The sequence below is a fragment of the Pseudomonas sp. GW822-FHT05A08 genome (assembly GCF_058800485.1).
The window spans coordinates 5,061,038-5,076,154 of the sequence record NZ_CM179511.1 but is presented as its reverse complement, the minus strand read 5'-3'; the positions used below and the strand labels follow the sequence as shown (position 1 = coordinate 5,076,154).

The 15,117-nt window shown below is 61.4% G+C and carries 19 protein-coding genes; 9 read left to right on the top strand and 10 right to left on the bottom strand.

Annotation, left to right across the window (positions count from 1 at the left end):
- Positions 1-84: 84 nt before the first annotated feature.
- The 3 genes from AC3RCP_RS22625 to AC3RCP_RS22615 are packed head-to-tail and all read right to left on the bottom strand — an operon-like array spanning position 85 to position 1,125.
- Complete coding sequence (locus AC3RCP_RS22625) at positions 85-426, bottom strand: hypothetical protein (protein ID WP_007923255.1); 342 nt, start codon at positions 424-426, stop codon at positions 85-87.
- The gene (locus AC3RCP_RS22620; RefSeq protein ID WP_102679607.1) at positions 423-809 is read right to left on the bottom strand and encodes a phage holin family protein; all 387 of its coding nucleotides are present in this window, start codon (positions 807-809) and stop codon (positions 423-425) included. Before AC3RCP_RS22620 ends, AC3RCP_RS22625 begins: the two co-directional genes overlap by 4 nt.
- A gap of 1 nt (position 810) precedes the next feature.
- A complete protein-coding gene (locus tag AC3RCP_RS22615; protein ID WP_007923257.1) occupies positions 811-1,125 on the bottom strand; it encodes an ElaB/YgaM/YqjD family protein in 315 nt (104 codons plus the stop codon).
- Between the two features lie 330 nt (positions 1,126-1,455).
- Here AC3RCP_RS22615 and AC3RCP_RS22610 point away from each other — a divergent pair, with 330 nt between their 5' ends.
- The gene (locus tag AC3RCP_RS22610) at positions 1,456-2,664 is read left to right on the top strand and encodes an ammonium transporter (RefSeq protein WP_101338695.1); all 1,209 of its coding nucleotides are present in this window, start codon (positions 1,456-1,458) and stop codon (positions 2,662-2,664) included.
- A 49-nt stretch (positions 2,665-2,713) separates the two neighbouring features.
- Here the strand turns inward: AC3RCP_RS22610 and AC3RCP_RS22605 are convergent, their stop codons facing one another.
- Positions 2,714-4,672: a cation:proton antiporter gene (locus tag AC3RCP_RS22605; protein ID WP_492571799.1), complete on the bottom strand. Its 1,959-nt coding sequence runs from the start codon at positions 4,670-4,672 to the stop codon at positions 2,714-2,716.
- A gap of 215 nt (positions 4,673-4,887) precedes the next feature.
- On the opposite strand from AC3RCP_RS22605, the gene AC3RCP_RS22600 reads away from it, so the two are divergent.
- From AC3RCP_RS22600 to AC3RCP_RS22585, 4 genes are all read left to right on the top strand, one after another.
- Entirely contained in the window at positions 4,888-5,124 is a 237-nt protein-coding gene (locus tag AC3RCP_RS22600; RefSeq protein ID WP_101338693.1) for a glutaredoxin family protein, read from the top strand.
- A gap of 113 nt (positions 5,125-5,237) precedes the next feature.
- The gene (locus tag AC3RCP_RS22595; protein ID WP_009044928.1) at positions 5,238-5,666 is read left to right on the top strand and encodes a S24 family peptidase; all 429 of its coding nucleotides are present in this window, start codon (positions 5,238-5,240) and stop codon (positions 5,664-5,666) included.
- Positions 5,667-5,722: 56 nt separating this feature from the next.
- Positions 5,723-6,043 (top strand): hypothetical protein, encoded by a 321-nt coding sequence (locus AC3RCP_RS22590; RefSeq protein ID WP_007923266.1) that lies wholly within the window; start codon positions 5,723-5,725, stop codon positions 6,041-6,043.
- An 88-nt stretch (positions 6,044-6,131) separates the two neighbouring features.
- A complete protein-coding gene (locus AC3RCP_RS22585; RefSeq protein ID WP_492571798.1) occupies positions 6,132-7,022 on the top strand; it encodes a pseudouridine synthase in 891 nt (296 codons plus the stop codon).
- An 81-nt stretch (positions 7,023-7,103) separates the two neighbouring features.
- Here the strand turns inward: AC3RCP_RS22585 and AC3RCP_RS22580 are convergent, their stop codons facing one another.
- Together AC3RCP_RS22580 and AC3RCP_RS22575 are read right to left on the bottom strand one after the other, a co-directional pair.
- Positions 7,104-7,325: a YgdI/YgdR family lipoprotein gene (locus AC3RCP_RS22580; RefSeq protein WP_007923269.1), complete on the bottom strand. Its 222-nt coding sequence runs from the start codon at positions 7,323-7,325 to the stop codon at positions 7,104-7,106.
- A 70-nt stretch (positions 7,326-7,395) separates the two neighbouring features.
- Positions 7,396-7,791: a glycosyltransferase family protein gene (locus tag AC3RCP_RS22575; RefSeq protein WP_062825099.1), complete on the bottom strand. Its 396-nt coding sequence runs from the start codon at positions 7,789-7,791 to the stop codon at positions 7,396-7,398.
- Between the two features lie 79 nt (positions 7,792-7,870).
- Between AC3RCP_RS22575 and moaB the strand changes: the two genes are divergently transcribed.
- Both moaB and AC3RCP_RS22565 read left to right on the top strand, forming a co-directional pair.
- Positions 7,871-8,410, top strand: coding sequence for a molybdenum cofactor biosynthesis protein B (moaB, locus tag AC3RCP_RS22570; protein WP_007923271.1), 540 nt, complete (start codon positions 7,871-7,873; stop codon positions 8,408-8,410).
- The gene (locus AC3RCP_RS22565; RefSeq protein WP_492571797.1) at positions 8,394-9,620 is read left to right on the top strand and encodes a molybdopterin molybdotransferase MoeA; all 1,227 of its coding nucleotides are present in this window, start codon (positions 8,394-8,396) and stop codon (positions 9,618-9,620) included. Before moaB ends, AC3RCP_RS22565 begins: the two co-directional genes overlap by 17 nt.
- A gap of 58 nt (positions 9,621-9,678) precedes the next feature.
- Here AC3RCP_RS22565 and AC3RCP_RS22560 read toward each other — a convergent pair whose 3' ends face one another.
- Positions 9,679-9,942 (bottom strand): hypothetical protein, encoded by a 264-nt coding sequence (locus tag AC3RCP_RS22560; protein WP_009044924.1) that lies wholly within the window; start codon positions 9,940-9,942, stop codon positions 9,679-9,681.
- Positions 9,943-10,166: 224 nt separating this feature from the next.
- Here AC3RCP_RS22560 and yegS point away from each other — a divergent pair, with 224 nt between their 5' ends.
- Positions 10,167-11,069: a lipid kinase YegS gene (gene yegS / locus AC3RCP_RS22555; RefSeq protein ID WP_007929994.1), complete on the top strand. Its 903-nt coding sequence runs from the start codon at positions 10,167-10,169 to the stop codon at positions 11,067-11,069.
- On the opposite strand, the gene AC3RCP_RS22550 is transcribed toward yegS, so the two are convergent.
- The 3 genes from AC3RCP_RS22550 to AC3RCP_RS22540 form a co-directional block, all read right to left on the bottom strand.
- Positions 11,066-11,725 (bottom strand): response regulator, encoded by a 660-nt coding sequence (locus AC3RCP_RS22550; RefSeq protein ID WP_009044922.1) that lies wholly within the window; start codon positions 11,723-11,725, stop codon positions 11,066-11,068. The two genes, yegS and AC3RCP_RS22550, sit on opposite strands and share 4 nt — an antisense overlap.
- Entirely contained in the window at positions 11,722-12,615 is an 894-nt protein-coding gene (locus AC3RCP_RS22545) for a sensor histidine kinase (protein ID WP_007929997.1), read from the bottom strand. The genes AC3RCP_RS22550 and AC3RCP_RS22545 overlap by 4 nt, the downstream gene beginning before the upstream one ends.
- Positions 12,616-13,118: 503 nt before the next feature.
- Complete coding sequence (locus AC3RCP_RS22540; RefSeq protein ID WP_009044920.1) at positions 13,119-13,586, bottom strand: hypothetical protein; 468 nt, start codon at positions 13,584-13,586, stop codon at positions 13,119-13,121.
- A 540-nt stretch (positions 13,587-14,126) separates the two neighbouring features.
- On the opposite strand from AC3RCP_RS22540, the gene AC3RCP_RS22535 reads away from it, so the two are divergent.
- Positions 14,127-15,062, top strand: coding sequence for a chemotaxis protein CheV (locus AC3RCP_RS22535; protein ID WP_009044919.1), 936 nt, complete (start codon positions 14,127-14,129; stop codon positions 15,060-15,062).
- Positions 15,063-15,117: the final 55 nt, after the last annotated feature.

Here is a 15,117-nt window from a genome sequence, read left to right as displayed (position 1 = left end):
GGCACGACCCGACCTCTCGCGGGAGAGGTCGGGTGCGCAGCTATTGCGGGAATGATTGCAAGAATGCAGCCAGATGGCGCCGGCTCAGTGCTTGTTCGAAGAACCTTGCATGACCAGCTTGATCAGCGGCAACAGGCCGGCGCTGAGCCGCACCAGCCGGGCGAAGCTTCTGACGCTGCCGCTCTTGGCGCCTTTGCCGGTGAGAAAACCCAACAGGGTCACGGCAGCCACGCCCCACAACGGCGCGTGCTTGATGCCCAAGCCCTGTTGCCAGCTCTGGCCAAGGCCACGGACCCGCTGCAAGGGTTGCAACAACTGTTGGGATTCGTGGCGGATTTCCTGGCGATGCATTTCCATACGCAGGCGGATCAGCGCCTTGCGCATCTCGCGCCGGGAGTTGGTTTGCGGGATGTCAGGCAGGCTCATGGCAGCAGGCGCTCCCTGTCGTTGGCCAGCTCTTCAAGGGTGGCGTGGAAGGGCGAGGACTCGTCGAAAATCGCCGCCTTCAGGCGCAGGGCGCAGAACAGCGCCGCCAGCGTATAGAAGACGCACAGCCCGATGATGGCGCTCAGACGATAGGTGTCCCAGAACAGGATCAGCACCAGCGCCGACAGGCCTATCAACAGCAGCAGGGCAAACACCAGGGCCAGCCCGGCGAACAGCAGCAGGCTGACGGTTCTGGCTTTCTGTTCCTGCAACTCGATGCCGAACAGTTCGACGTGGCTGTGCAACAAGCCCAGGAAAGCAGCGCCCAGGCGCCGCGTTGAAGAGCCTTGGCCCGCCGTGGAGCCGGATTCATCGATAGCCATATCAGCGCCGGGTCGCCAGCAGGCCGATCAGGAAGCCCACGCCCGCCGCGATGCCCACTGCTTGCCAGGGGTTGCTCTGCACATAGTCTTCGGTGGCGGTGACCGCCGCCTGGCCGCGTTCGCGCAGCGATTGTTCGGTCAGTTGCAGGGTCTCGCGGGCGCGCAGCAGGCTGTCGTGAATCTGCGTGCGTAATTGGTCTGCCTGGTCGCCAGCCAGGGTGGCGGTGTGTTCCAGCAGACGTTCCGTGTCACTGACCAGTGCCTGAAAGTCCGCCATCAGTGTTTCTTGAGCTGTCTTGGTGGTTTTGCTGGCCATGGTTATCTCCGTAGTGGCGTTCTGAAGGGTTCGAGTATGAGCCTTGCGCGAAGGTTCAGTGCAATTGTCTGGTACAGCTTTTGCTTTGTCCTGGTGCGTAAACACGGGTGGTTGCGCCGAAAGCGCGCAGGATGCGCTGCCTGGCAGCTAAAACCTTACCCTAAAAAATCAACACTTATGGAAACACCCGAGCGATACATCCCTCTCGCAAAAGCGTCGCGCCAAAATGGGTCGTAATACCTGGGTCGACAGGGCCTTAGGTGCCAAGTTGGTGCAAAAAACGTTCGAGCGGCTCGCGGCTTTTTCCTGAATATCAGGTCTGCCCATTCCATGGAAAATCTGCAAAGCGCTGTGGACACTCTGGTCCATGGTTCCAATACCCTGTTCATCCTCATCGGTGCGGTCATGGTCCTGGCCATGCATGCCGGCTTCGCCTTTCTCGAGGTGGGCACGGTGCGCCAGAAAAACCAGGTCAACGCCTTGTCGAAGATCCTCAGCGACTTCGCGGTCTCGACCCTGGCCTATTTCTTTATAGGCTATTGGATCTCCTACGGCGTCAGCTTCCTGCAACCGGCGGCGGTGATCAGCGCCGATCACGGCTACGGACTGGTGAAGTTCTTCTTCCTGCTGACGTTCGCCGCGGCCATCCCGGCGATCATTTCCGGCGGCATCGCCGAGCGTGCGCGGTTCGTCCCGCAGCTCTGCGCCACGGCGCTGATCGTGGCCTTTATCTATCCCTTCTTCGAAGGCCTGGTGTGGAACGGTAACTATGGCCTGCAAGCCTGGTTGCTGGCGAGCTTCGGCGCGAGCTTCCATGATTTCGCCGGCTCGGTGGTGGTGCATGCCATGGGCGGCTGGCTGGCGCTGGCCGCGGTGCTGTTGCTCGGGCCGCGCAACGGTCGTTATCGCGACGGCAAGCTGGTGGCGTTCGCGCCGTCGAGCATCCCGTTCCTGGCCTTGGGGTCGTGGATCCTGATTGTCGGCTGGTTCGGCTTCAACGTGATGAGCGCGCAGACCTTGCAGGCGGTCAGCGGGCTGGTGGCGGTGAATTCGCTGATGGCCATGGTCGGCGGCACGGTGGCGGCGCTGATCGTCGGGCGCAACGACCCGGGCTTCCTGCACAACGGCCCGCTGGCCGGGCTGGTGGCGATCTGCGCCGGCTCCGACCTGATGCATCCGGTGGGCGCGCTGATCACCGGGGCGATTGCCGGCGCGCTGTTCGTCTGGTGCTTTATCGCCACCCAGACCCGTTGGAAGATCGACGATGTGCTGGGTGTCTGGCCACTGCACGGGCTGTGCGGCGTGTGGGGCGGTATCGCCTGCGGGATCTTCGGCCAGAGCGCCTTGGGCGGCCTGGGCGGCGTCAGCCTGGTCAGCCAGTTGATCGGTACCGGCCTGGGTGTGCTGGTGGCGCTGGTCGGCGGCTTTATGGTGTACGGCGCGATCAAGGCGCTCTGCGGCCTGCGCCTGACGCAGGAGCAGGAGTACTACGGCGCCGACCTGTCGCTGCACAAGATCGGCGCGGTCAGCCAGGACTGAGCCTATGCGGCCCAGGCTGGAGTACCCGGCCAGGGTCGCTTGCCGCTGATCATTGGCCGCCGAGCAGGCGCGCCTCCGACGCTTCGATGGCCGCCAGCGGGCCGGACATCAACACCGTATCGCCGGCTCGCAGCAGGGTGCCGGCGGCCAGCTCCAGGTCGCGGCCATCGCGCTGCACGCCTTGCACATCCACGCCCAATTGCTCCAGCGCCAGCTCGCCGAGGGCCAGGTCGCAGGCGTGGGCCGCGCTGCCGAGATTGACCGCATGCATCAGCACCCGCGGCTGGCCGCGATTGTCCAGCAGGTCGGTCTGCGCCCCATGGTAGAAACCATGCAGCAGGCGATAGCGGTTGTGGCGAACCTCATCGACCTTGATCTGTACCTGGTGTTCCGGCAGCCCGAGCATCACCAGCGCATGGGACGCCAGCATCAGGCTCGACTCCAGTAGCTCCGGCACCACTTCGCTGGCACCGGCGGCTTTCAGTTCGGCCAGTTGGCTGTCGTCCCGGGTGCGCACCAGGATCGGCACTTCGCTGTTGATCCGGCGCGCGCTTTTCAGCACGTTGAGGGCGATGTCGGTCTTGTCCACGGCAATCACCAGCAGGCGCGCGCGTTCGAGGCCGACCGCCGCCAGCAGCTCGGCGCGGCGGGAGTCGCCGTAATGCACGCAGCTTTCGCCGGCCGCGGCTTCCTGGACCCGCACCGGGTCGTCGTCCAGGGCAATGAAGCGCTGCTGTTCGCGGCGCAGGAAACGGCCGATCGACTGGCCGACGCGGCCATATCCGCAGATCACCACATGGTCCTGCAATGCGGCGTTGAGGGCGCTGATTTCTTCCAGGTGGGCCTCCTGGTTCGGCTTGCGGTGCAGGCGCGCGGCAATGCCCGGGGCGGCGCGCAGCAGCAGGGGCGTCAGCAGCATCGAACAGAAGGTCGCGGCCAGCAGCAGGCCGCTCAGATCGGCCGGCATCAACTGGCTCTGCTGCATCTGCGCCATCAGCGCAAAACAGAACTCGCCGCCCTGGGCCAGGGCCAGGCCACTGCGCCAGGCCGTCTCGCCGTCGCTGCCGCGCAGCTTGAGCAACAGTGCCACCACGGCGCCCTTGATCAGCATCAGGGCCAGGGTCAGGCCGAGGATCAACAGGGCATGGCTGGCGAACAATTGCAGGTCGATCAGCATGCCGATGCTGACGAAAAACAGCCCCAGCAGAATGTCGCGGAACGGCCGGATATCGGCCTCGATCTGGTGCCGGTAACGGCTCTCCCCCAGCAGCATGCCGGCGAGGAATGCACCGAGGGCGGGGGACAGGCCGAGCAGGTGGGTCAGCCAGGCGGTCAGCAGGACGATGACCAGGGCCAGCAGCACGAACAGCTCGGCGGAATGGGAGGCGGCCACCTCGTGGAATAGCCGTGGCAGCAACCAGCGGCTGGCCAGCGCCAGGCCGATGAACAGCAGGGCGGTCTTGCCCAGCGTCAGGGGCAGGGCCCAGTACCAGGCCTGTTCGGTGTTGCCGGCGAATACCGGCACCAGGGTCAGCAACAGCACCGCCACCACGTCCTGGAACAGCAACACGCCGATCGCATTCTGCCCGTGGCTGCTGAAGATTTCCCCGAGGCTGCCCAGCTCCTTGCTGACAATGGCGGTGGAGGACAGCGCCAGGCCCGCACCAAGCAGCAGCGCCGGGATCGGCAGCACACCGGCGAGGATCAGCAGGCCGCCGAGGATGGCGCCGCTGCACAGCACTTGCAGGCTGCCCAGGCCGAATACCACCTGGCGCAGGGCCAGCATTTTCGATACGGAAAACTCCAGTCCCAGGGAAAACAGCAGAAACACCACCCCCAACTCCGCCAGGTCAGGCAGGTTTTCGTTGTCGTTGACCCAGCCGAAGGCGGTCGGCCCCACCAGCAGGCCCACGCACAGGTAGCCCAGCACGGGCGGCAGGCGCAGGCGGCGGAACAGGGCAATCACCACCAGGGATGAAGCGAGGATGATCAACAGATTGGCGAACACAGACATCTCCGGGCGGCGGGTTGGAATACAGAGCGTAGAGGCAAAAAAAGCCGCGAGGGTCGCTCAACCGCAAGTTGGTGGCGCTGACCTGCATCAGCTGTTTGGCAGAATGCTCGACGATGGCCATTGTTGGCCGCAGGGTGCTGCGTTCATCGGTCGACGGCTTTTTCCCGCCGGCCTAGAATAAGCGCCTGTCTCTTTTCGGTCTGTATGTCATGCCTCCTGAATGTCAGCTGTTCGGCACCCTGGGCTGCCACCTGTGCGAACTCGCCGAGGCGGAGTTGATGCCGCTGGTGGAGCACGGGCTGATGGTCGAGCTGGTGGATATCGCGGAAGACGAAACCCTGTTCGAGGCGTATGGCCTGCGTATCCCGGTCCTGCGCCGGGCGGACAACGGCGCCGAGCTGGGCTGGCCGTTCGATGCCGAGCAGGTGGTGGCCTTCCTGCGCTGAGCCGGCCTGTCGCTGGCACGACCCTTTCCGTTTGTCGCCTGCGCTGCAATCCCTTGGCGGGATCCCGATTATTCGGTTACTGTATATGCGTACAGTTATCGGGATGGTTCGTCATGTCTCTCACAATCCTCGCCCGCGCCGAGCGTTTGCAACACCTGTCGCCCGAGCATGCAGGGCACGACGGGTTTGCCGCCGGGCTCACGTTCGAAGGCGGTTTTTCCCTGGATCGTACCGTGGGGCTCGGAGCGCCGCAGATCCGCGCGGTGCTGGTGGATGACGACAGCCTGCTGGGCTTCGGGATCTATCCCGGCGACCGGCTGATTGTCGATCGTTCGGCGGCCCCGGCGGTGGATCAGTACGTGGTGGCCCATCTCGATGGCGAAGACGCCTATGGCGTGCGCCTGCTGGCGCCCGATCCCAAGGGTGGGCTGCTGCTCAAGGCGGCGCGACCTTCGGTTGCACCGATCCCTCTGGACGATCGGGACTCGGCGCAAATCTGGGGCGTGGTGTTGTGGGTGGTCAGTTATGTCGGCCGTGGCTGATATCGATGCGCAGGGCGTGTGCTCAGTGGATGAATGAGAGGGTAGAAGGACTGATGATGGTCAATGTCGAACAATTGAAGAGCAGTGTGAACCGCATGTCCGCCGATGTGGTGCGCGAAGCGGTACTCGAACTGCGCCTGGACGGCCTGGTCACGGAAGGCAAGACACCGTTCAACAAGCTGCATTTCAATACCTGCTTTGCCGAAATCGAAGCCCTGTTCCAGCGTGCGGGTTATCACCGGCAACTGGACGTGGTGGGGTACCAGGGGTTGTTGTATGCGCTGTATGACCCGGCCCGCTGGGAGGCGGTCGATGTGCTGCGCTGGCTGAAGGAGTTCACCGATGCCGCCGCGCAAGCCGGTGTGGCCCGGGCTTAGTCGCAGGTTCCGGAGGGGGAAACTCTCCTAGGCTCCCCGGGACCCATGTTGGATAATGTCGCTCTGCATTGTCCGTTCGAGCTTTTGTATGTCTTCCGTACCTTTTTTTGCCGCACAGCATCAGGCCAGCACCCTGTACCTGCCCCCCGGTTCATGGCCAACCGTACTGGATTGCCTGTGTGACCATTTCAGCACCATCAGCCGCGAGCAGTGGCTGAGCCGGATCGCCCGCGGCCGGGTGCTCGATGGACAGGGACTACCGATCGGTGTCGACCTGGCGTACCGCGAAGGCCTGCGCATTCATTATTTTCGCGAAGTGCCCGACGAAAAGATCATCCCGGTGCAGGAGTCGATTCTTTACGTCGATGAGCACCTGGTGGTGGCGGACAAGCCGCATTTCCTGCCGGTCACCCCGGCGGGGGAATATGTCGAGCAAACCTTGTTGCGCCGCTTGATCCGCAGCCTGGACAATCCCCACCTGGTGCCTCTGCATCGCATCGACCGGCATACGGCGGGCCTGGTGTTGTTTTCGGCCAATCCGCAAAGTCGCTCGGCCTATCAGTCGCTGTTCCCGACGCGCAGGATCGACAAGCGCTACGAGGCCATCGCACCGGCCTTGCCCGGTCTTGAGTTCCCGCGGGTGCATAAAAGCCGCCTGGTCGATGGCGAGCCCTTTTTCCGCATGCAGGAAGGGCCTGGTACGCCTAATACGGAAACGGCACTGGAGGTCCGGGAAAAGAACAGCGACCTCTGGCGTTATGGGCTGTATCCGGTGACCGGCAAAAAGCACCAGTTGCGGGTGCACATGAGTGCGCTGGGGGCGGCGATCTGCAACGACCCGTTTTATCCCGATGCGCTCAAGGATGTGGAGGACGATTACGCCAAGCCGCTCAAGCTGCTGGCCCAGGGCCTGCGTTTTACCGACCCGCTGACAGGGGAGGAGCGCGAGTTCGAGAGTCGGATCACCTTGCAGTGGTAATCCAGGCAACTGCTTGCTGCTGCCAGAAACGATAAAGCCCGCGACAGCGGGCTTTATCGTTCGAGGCTGTAACGGTATGGATTACAGCTCTTTTACCGTACGAACCTGATCCTTGTTGATGCGGGTTTGTTTGCCGTCCAGTTGTTCGAACTCGTAGAAGCCGGAGTCCTCATCGTATTTCGGCGTATCGACGGCCTGGATTTCGCGACCGTCATTCAGGGTGATCACAGTAGGCGATGCGCAACCGGCGAGAGTGGCAAGGCCCAGTGCAAGCATGAGAGTGGCGAGAGTCCGCTGAATCATTGTGTGTCTCCGAGATGAATACTTTAGTTACTGTGCTTGAGACGTATGCAACGCCTGCAAGTTCCTTGAGTTAAGGGCATTCTGACACGCCGTGCTGCTGGCTTAACAGCTCTGGTGTATTCAGATTAGCCAATCGGGGATCGTTTGCCGGACATTGCAGGGCCTGAGCATCCAGCCCGCGCATGATACGTCCGGGGCTGCGCTCACCGTTCTGCCAGGCTCCGTCGAAGGTGCCGAGCAGCGTGCGCGGAATGATACACAGCAAGGGTTCCCAGTGCTCGCCATGGCGCAGCATCAGCGGTTTGTCCGGATGCAGGGCGGCGCTTTGTCGCATGGCGTCTATCAGTTGCGCATCGATGCGCGGCACGTCGCAGGGCAACCCCTTGTCCCTTCCGCCCATGCGTTGGCCGCGTCCACCGGCCAGGAGCAGAATGGAGCAGGGCAGCAAATCTGCGCGCTGGGTCATGGCACGTCTCCACAGGGGCGGGCAAAGAGAGCGCTGTGATATAACACCGGGCTGTTTCTCCTACAACTGGATCGAGCCTATGAAAGCCAAGGCTGATGTACCTTTTGCACCCCTGAACATCGCCGTGCTGACTGTCAGTGATACCCGGACTCTGGAAACCGATACCTCCGGCCAGGTCTTCGTCGATCGTCTGAGCGCTGCTGGCCATAACCTGGCCGCGCGCGTCCTGCTCAAGGACGATCTCTACAAGATTCGCGCGCAAGTGGCGACCTGGATCGCCGACGACCTGGTCCAGGTGGTGCTGATCACCGGCGGCACCGGTTTTACCGGCCGCGACAGCACCCCGGAAGCCGTGTCTTGCCTGCTCGACAAACAGGTCGACGGTTTTGGCGAGTTGTTCCGTCAGATCTCGGTGGCCGACATCGGCACTTCCACCGTGCAGTCGCGGGCCCTGGCCGGGCTGGCCAACGGGACGCTGGTGTGCTGCCTGCCGGGCTCGACCAACGCGGTGCGTACCGGTTGGGACGGCATCCTCGCCGAGCAGCTGGACTCGCGGCACCGGCCGTGCAATTTCGTCACGCACCTGAAACAGGCGGCACCTTGTGAATCCCGTGGGTAAGCCGGGCAAGACCGGTGCCTTGATGCCGGTCGAGGTCGCATTGGCCCGTTTGCTGGAGATGGCCGAGGCTACTCCCATTCTCGAGCGCGAGCGGCTGCCGCTGGCGGCAGCTCAAGGCCGGGTCTTGGCCGACGATTTGATTTCCACCCTGGATCTTCCGCCCTGGCCCAACAGCGCCATGGACGGCTATGCCTTGCGTGCCGCGGATTGGAGTGGTGAGGCCCTTGTGGTCAGCCAGCGTATTTTCGCCGGCCAGGCGCCCGAGCCTTTGGCGCCCGGTACCTGCGCACGCATCTTCACCGGGGCACCGGTCCCGGCGGGAGCCGACTGCGTGGAAATGCAGGAGAACGCCGAGGTTCAGGCCGATGGGCGGGTGTCCTTTACCGAGCCGCTCAGCGCCGGGCAGAACATTCGTCCCCAAGGCCAGGAAACCACGGTCGGTGAGTGTGTATTGGTGGCCGGAACGCAGCTGGGGCCGATCGAGCTGGGGCTTGTTGCTTCCTTGGGTTGCGGGGAGTTGGAGGTGGTGCGTCGAGTGCGGGTCGCCGTGCTTTCCACCGGCGACGAGCTGGTAGAACCCGGGCAAGCGCTGGGTCCAGGGCAGATCTACAACAGCAACCGTGTCCTGCTGTGCAGTTGGTTGCAGCGGCTGGGCTGTGAAGTGGTCGACGGCGGGATCCTGCCCGACGATCTGCCCACGACCCGGCGGCGCCTTGCCGAACTGGCGGATGTGGACCTGATCCTGTCCACTGGTGGTGTATCGGTGGGCGAGGCGGATTTCCTGGGCATCGCCTTAAGAGAAGAGGGCGAGCTTGCGCTCTGGAAGCTGGCGATCAAGCCGGGCAAGCCGTTGACCTTCGGGCATTTCCGCGGCGTGCCGGTGATCGGCCTGCCGGGTAACCCGGCCTCGACACTGGTGACCTTTGCCTTGCTGGCTCGCCCCTATATTTTGCGGCGCCAGGGAGTGAAGGAGCTGCAGCCCTTGCAGTTCCAGGTTCCAGCCGGGTTTGCCTGGTCGAAACCGGGGAATCGACGAGAGTATCTGCGTGGGCGTCTGGAGCAGGGCAGAGCAATCATCTACCGGAACCAGAGTTCCGGGGTCTTGCGCAGTGCCGCCTGGGCCGAGGGGCTGGTCGAGGTACTGGAAGAGCGAACGCTGGTTGAGGGCGATTGGGTCAACTTCATCCCATTGAGTGAAGTCCTGGGCTGACTCCAGTGGAGGCGGACCTGGTCGGCAGCGCCGGGTCCATCCTCCAGGGCCCTGCCTATCAACGCAGGAGTAAAAGGATCAGCAAGCCAAAACGGCTGTTCAGTCCCCAGGACAGCAGTGCCGATATAAATCCGGCATAGGCCAACACCCACGCGAGCTTCTTGAGCAAGGCATGAAGCTTGCTGTCGGGCTTATGCTCGGGGTCACGGGTATGTACTTGATGGACACTCAGTTCCGGGTGTTTGCCTGTACTGAGCAGGATGCTCCCTTCCAGCCGAGTGAGCGCGGAGTTCGAGCGTTCAAAGCATTTCTTGTCATCCATGTGTTTCGCTTCCCTGTTTGAGGCGTCGTTCGCCTGCCATGAACATTCTCCGATTGTCTGTTTCGGGTCAATTCAGGTGATTCTCAATCTGCGGTCAGAAAAGTTACCGGTCAGCCAGCAGACGGCCTGACGGCGACAAATTGATTACATCCCGATCGGACTTTTTCTCATGGCCCGAGGGTCAACATCCTTCAATGGCCCTCGAATGACAGGAGTGATGAGCGATGAGCGAACGCAAGGCGATGCTGATACTGCACGGCAAGCAGGCCCTCAACGAAGAGGTCCGCGACGCTGTCGAACGCAAGCGTGAAGAGGGTTGGGAGCTGGCGGTCCGCCTGACCTGGGAAGCGGGCGACGCCCAGCGCCTGGTGGATGAAGCCCTCGTGACTGGTTACACCCGCCTGATCGCGGGGGGCGGTGATGGCACTTTGCGTGATATCGCCGAGGCCATGGCGGCGCAGGCCAACGATGCCAGCCTGGTGTTGCTGCCGCTGGGGACGGCCAATGATTTCGCGCGGGCGGCCGGTGTGTCGTTGCTGCCCCATGAGGCATTGAACCTGCTCGACGTGCCGGCACGGGCGATCGACCTCGGCGAGGTCGGTGGCCAGGTATTTCTCAACATGGCCACGGGCGGGTTCGGCAGCCAGGTGACGGCCAATACCTCCGAGGACCTGAAAAAGATTCTGGGGGGCGCGGCCTATCTGTTCACTGGTTTGTCTCGTTTCAACGAACTGCATGCGGCATACGGTGAACTGCAGGGGCCGGATTTCCATTGGCGCGGCGAGCTGTTGGCCCTGGGGATCGGCAACGGGCGCCAGGCCGGTGGTGGTCATCTGCTGTGCCCTGAGGCGATGGCCGATGACGGATTGCTGGATGTCAGTATCCTGCCGGCCCCCCAGGAGTTGGTGGGCACCTTGAAGGACCTGCTGGCCGGCGGCTGGGGGATCGACAACCTGTTTGTGCGCACGCGCCTGCCCTGGGTTGAAATCAAGGTGTCCGAGGGGCTGGATATCAATCTCGACGGTGAGCCCCTGCAAGGCGAAAACCTGCGTTTTCGCGCGCTCCCAGGGGCATTGCGGGTGCATTTGCCGGAAGACTCCCCGCTGTTGGCGGCTTCGGCGTCTTAATCGTCGAGGCTGATGATCTGTTCGCGGACGGCAAACAGGACCAGGCCGGCCACATCATAGATCTGCAGGCGTTTCATGATCTGCGAGCGGTGGGTTTCCACGGTCTTGATGCTCAGGCCAAGCCCATGAGCGATTTCGCGGGTCGATTTGCCGCGAACGATCAGGCGCAGGATCTCCAGCTGGCGTGCGGTCAGGTTATGGGTTTCAACGGGTTCCGGATGGGGCTTCTGCACGCGGATCAGCGCCTGGTTGATCACCGTGTGTGCAATGGCCGGGCTGAGATAACGCTCGTTGTTGCGCAAGGCGTCGAGCGCGTGCTCGAGCTCGTTGGCGGTGGTGTCCTTGAGCAGATAACCATGAGCACCGGATTCCAGGGCCTGCATGATCAGCGCCGGATCGGTGTGCATCGAGAGAATCAGTACTTTGCTCTGCGGGTGCACCACCTTGAGTCTCTTCAGGGCCTCAAGGCCGCCGATATCCTTCATGGAAATATCCAGAAGGATAATGTCCGGCGACAGCCTCTCGACCATTTCCAGTACTTGTGCGCCATCGTTGGCTTCGCCGATCACGGCATAGCCAGGAATGTCCATGACCAGGGCACGCACGCCAGCCCTGATGAGCGAGTGGTCATCCACCAGAAGTAAATTGCAGGTCAATGTAAAACCTTATTCGTACTGGCCCGTTCGAGTGCGCGAGGCGCCCAGGGGAAGAGTGCTTCGATTTGTGTGCCCTGGTCGGGCTGGCTGGAAACCTTCAGTGTGCCACCCAGTTGCGCGATTCTTTCCGCCATGCCCGCCATGCCGCGTTGTCCTTGCGCGCCAGGATTGGCCGCTGGGGAAAAGCCACAGCCATCATCGCTGATAAACAGCGAAAGGCCCTCGGGCAGGCGTTGCAGGCGTACCAGCAGGTTATCCGCCTGGGCGTGGCGCAGCATGTTGGTGACGGCTTCCTGAGTGATGCGAAAGGCGGCCACCGCCATCTCCTCGGGGATGCCTGCCAGGCGTTGCTTGCATTCCAGGCTCCAGTGCACGGAAGTGTTTTCCAGGGTCTTCAGCAAGTGTGCCCGCAGGCTGGCTTCCAGGCCCAGGCTGGCCAATTGCCGGGGATTAAGAATGGCCGATACATCGCGCACCTTGGCCAGGGTTTCTTCCAATGTGCTTTGAAGCGTCGTGCAATGCTGTTGCAGGTCTTCGGGCAGGCGGCGCTTGAGCCATTCGCTTTGCAGCTTGGCGGCAGTCAACAACTGACCAATATCATCATGCAATTCACGACTGAGGCGATGGCGCTCGTTTTCCTGGACTTCCAGCAAGCGATCCGCCAGTTCCTGAGGCTGGAACTTGATCGAATTGCGCGAATCGCCGTAATAGGCCCAGACACTGGCCAGGGCCGCCAGATTCAGGATCAGCAGGCTGAGGGGAAAGGTCGTCGACAGGCAATAGACGGCCAGACTTCCAAGTGCCGAGCATGAGCACAGCAACAGGTTGAGCCAGCGCAGGTTTATTCGAGAGAGAAGCCTGGTGGCAGTTGACTTGAGGCTGGCGTACATAGCGGATGGAGCCAATGAATGTTCGCTGCGGGGAGACCGGTCAAGTCGACTGACGGGCCCCGGTTTGGAAAACGGTATTGTTTGAGTATGCGGCTTCAATTAACGCGGTCTATTCGTTGGGAGCAAGCCTTGCACTGATCAGGTGTGTAACAAGATCAATCTGAAATCACAGTGCCATTAAGGATATCGTTTAGTGGCTGGCATAGTATCAGCTTAGCTACCGTTGGTCGCGCCTCTATATATGTCCAGCGGGTCAGGAATATTGCCTTTTGGGACGTATGTTCCGATTCGCTTGTTTTAACTGGCTCCGCTCAAACAGTGGCTGTATCTGGCCTTGGCGAACGGGTAGGCGAGATTCAGAATACTTGAAGTCTCGGGATTGGTTTTATTTAGTTGTGTTAGTTGGTTCTGTCGTTAACAGGCATGAAATATTGGATAACGACATGATGCTGGTCAATGTCACGACATATCTAACGACTGAAGTTAGGTATTAACGACAGGGTCTATGCGTTTCTCTTGGCGATCGAAAAAACTTTGAACGAATTTTGGTGGCAGGACAGGGGTGCGGGCAGAGGGTCGATTTGCACGGCGAGGGATTCGATGAGGGTGGCCTGTTCGTTGCCATCGAGGTTCAACTGCCCAGTCACCGGATCGACGAGTTCAAGCTGCCAGGCCATCAGGCTGAAGCATTCCCCGAGGGTGTCGAGGATCTGCTCGTTCATGTCCGGATGAGGATGGGAGTGATCCAGCAACGCATGAACCTGGCGCGAGAATTCGGCGGTGCTGCGCAGCGCCAGCGCATCGGTTTTCTCGGCCAGTTTGAGCAGGGTGGACAACATGCAATCGATGGCGTCCTGATCGTTCCTGATCAGGTTGAGATGGTTCAGGCATTCAACAGACTTGGCCAATAGTGCTTCTGCCTCAAGCAGAAAGTCGGGTGACTGGTGCCACTCTTTATCGTCGATCAGCATGCTTGTCTCCACGACGCCACGTCAGATGATGGAATGGTCCGTTTTGTGAGCGGCTGTAAGGTATTACGTCGGTTATGCCGTGGGATATAGGACGAATCTGATTGGTTCTCAATGGACGAAGACGCTGTGCTGGTGTTTAGTCTGCAGGCGACAGACTGCCGAGCACGGTGTGTCGGCCACGCTTGGACAGCGGAGGCGGGGGGGCTCGAAGGGGCACCAGCCCATCTTCCTGCGATCACAAACAAAAGCCTGACTCCATTCATGCAATGAGAATGGCGTCACATTAATGGCTATTGGATATTGCGAATATCAGGTTGGTCCTGATTGCCGATAGGGGATTCCCTTATAAAGGGGAACCAAGCGCTGAAATAGAGGTCGCGGCGGGGAAGTTGTGTGGATGAAATCGCGAAGCCAGTAAAGCATGATGTTAATGTGACATCAATGCCTTTGCATGGCATTTTGTATGCGGGTCAAGATTCGGCGAATTGCGCCGATAACCCACGTTAGTGAATTCATCAGAACAAGCCCAGGAGTCATTACATGGCCGGCATTCTCGACACGGTAGATCAACGCACGCAACTGGTGGGTGAGAATCGCCTGGAAATCCTCATGTTCCGTCTGGCCGGGCGACAGTTGTTCGCGATCAACGTGTTCAAGGTGCAGGAAGTCCTGCAATTGCCGAAGCTGACGCTGATGCCCCAGCGCCATCCGTTCGTCTGTGGCGTGGTCAACCTGCGGGGGCAGACGCTGCCGGTCATCGATCTGTCCCAGGCGATCGGCATGCGACCGCTGGTGCCGGGTCCCAACAGCACCATCATCGTCACCGAGTACAACCGCTCGGTGCAGGCCTTCCTGGTGGGGGGCGTCGACCGTATCGTCAACATGAACTGGGAAGCCATCCTGCCACCGCCGACCAGTGCCGGGCGCCAGCATTACCTGACGGCGATCAGCAAGGTCGACGATCAACTGGTCGAGATCATCGACGTGGAAAAGGTCCTGGCCGAAATCGTTCCGTACAACGCCAAGGTGTCGCGCGACAAGCTCGACGATCCGGTGCTCGAACGTGCCCGCGGCCGTGAAGTGCTGTTGGTGGACGACTCCAACGTGGCGCTGTCGCAATTGCGCGACACCCTGGGTCAGTTGGGGGTGAAGATGCACATTGCCAGCGACGGCCTGAAGGCCCTGAAGATGCTCAAGGCCTGGGCCGATACCGGGGTCGACATGACCGACAAGCTGCTGATGGTGTTCACCGACGCCGAAATGCCGGAAATGGACGGCTATCGCCTGACCACCGAAATCCGCAACGATCCTCGTCTGCGCGGCCTTTATGTGGTGCTGCATACCTCCCTGTCCGGCAGCTTCAACGAGTCGATGGTGAAGAAGGTCGGTTGCGACAACTTCCTGTCCAAGTTCCAGCCGGACAAACTGGTCGACGTGGTGCGCCAGCGCCTGATGCTGGACGAAGTTCCCGCCTGACGGGAGCCGTGGCCGGAGCGACGCCTGCGCGGCAGCTGCTTCTTTGATTCGCGGG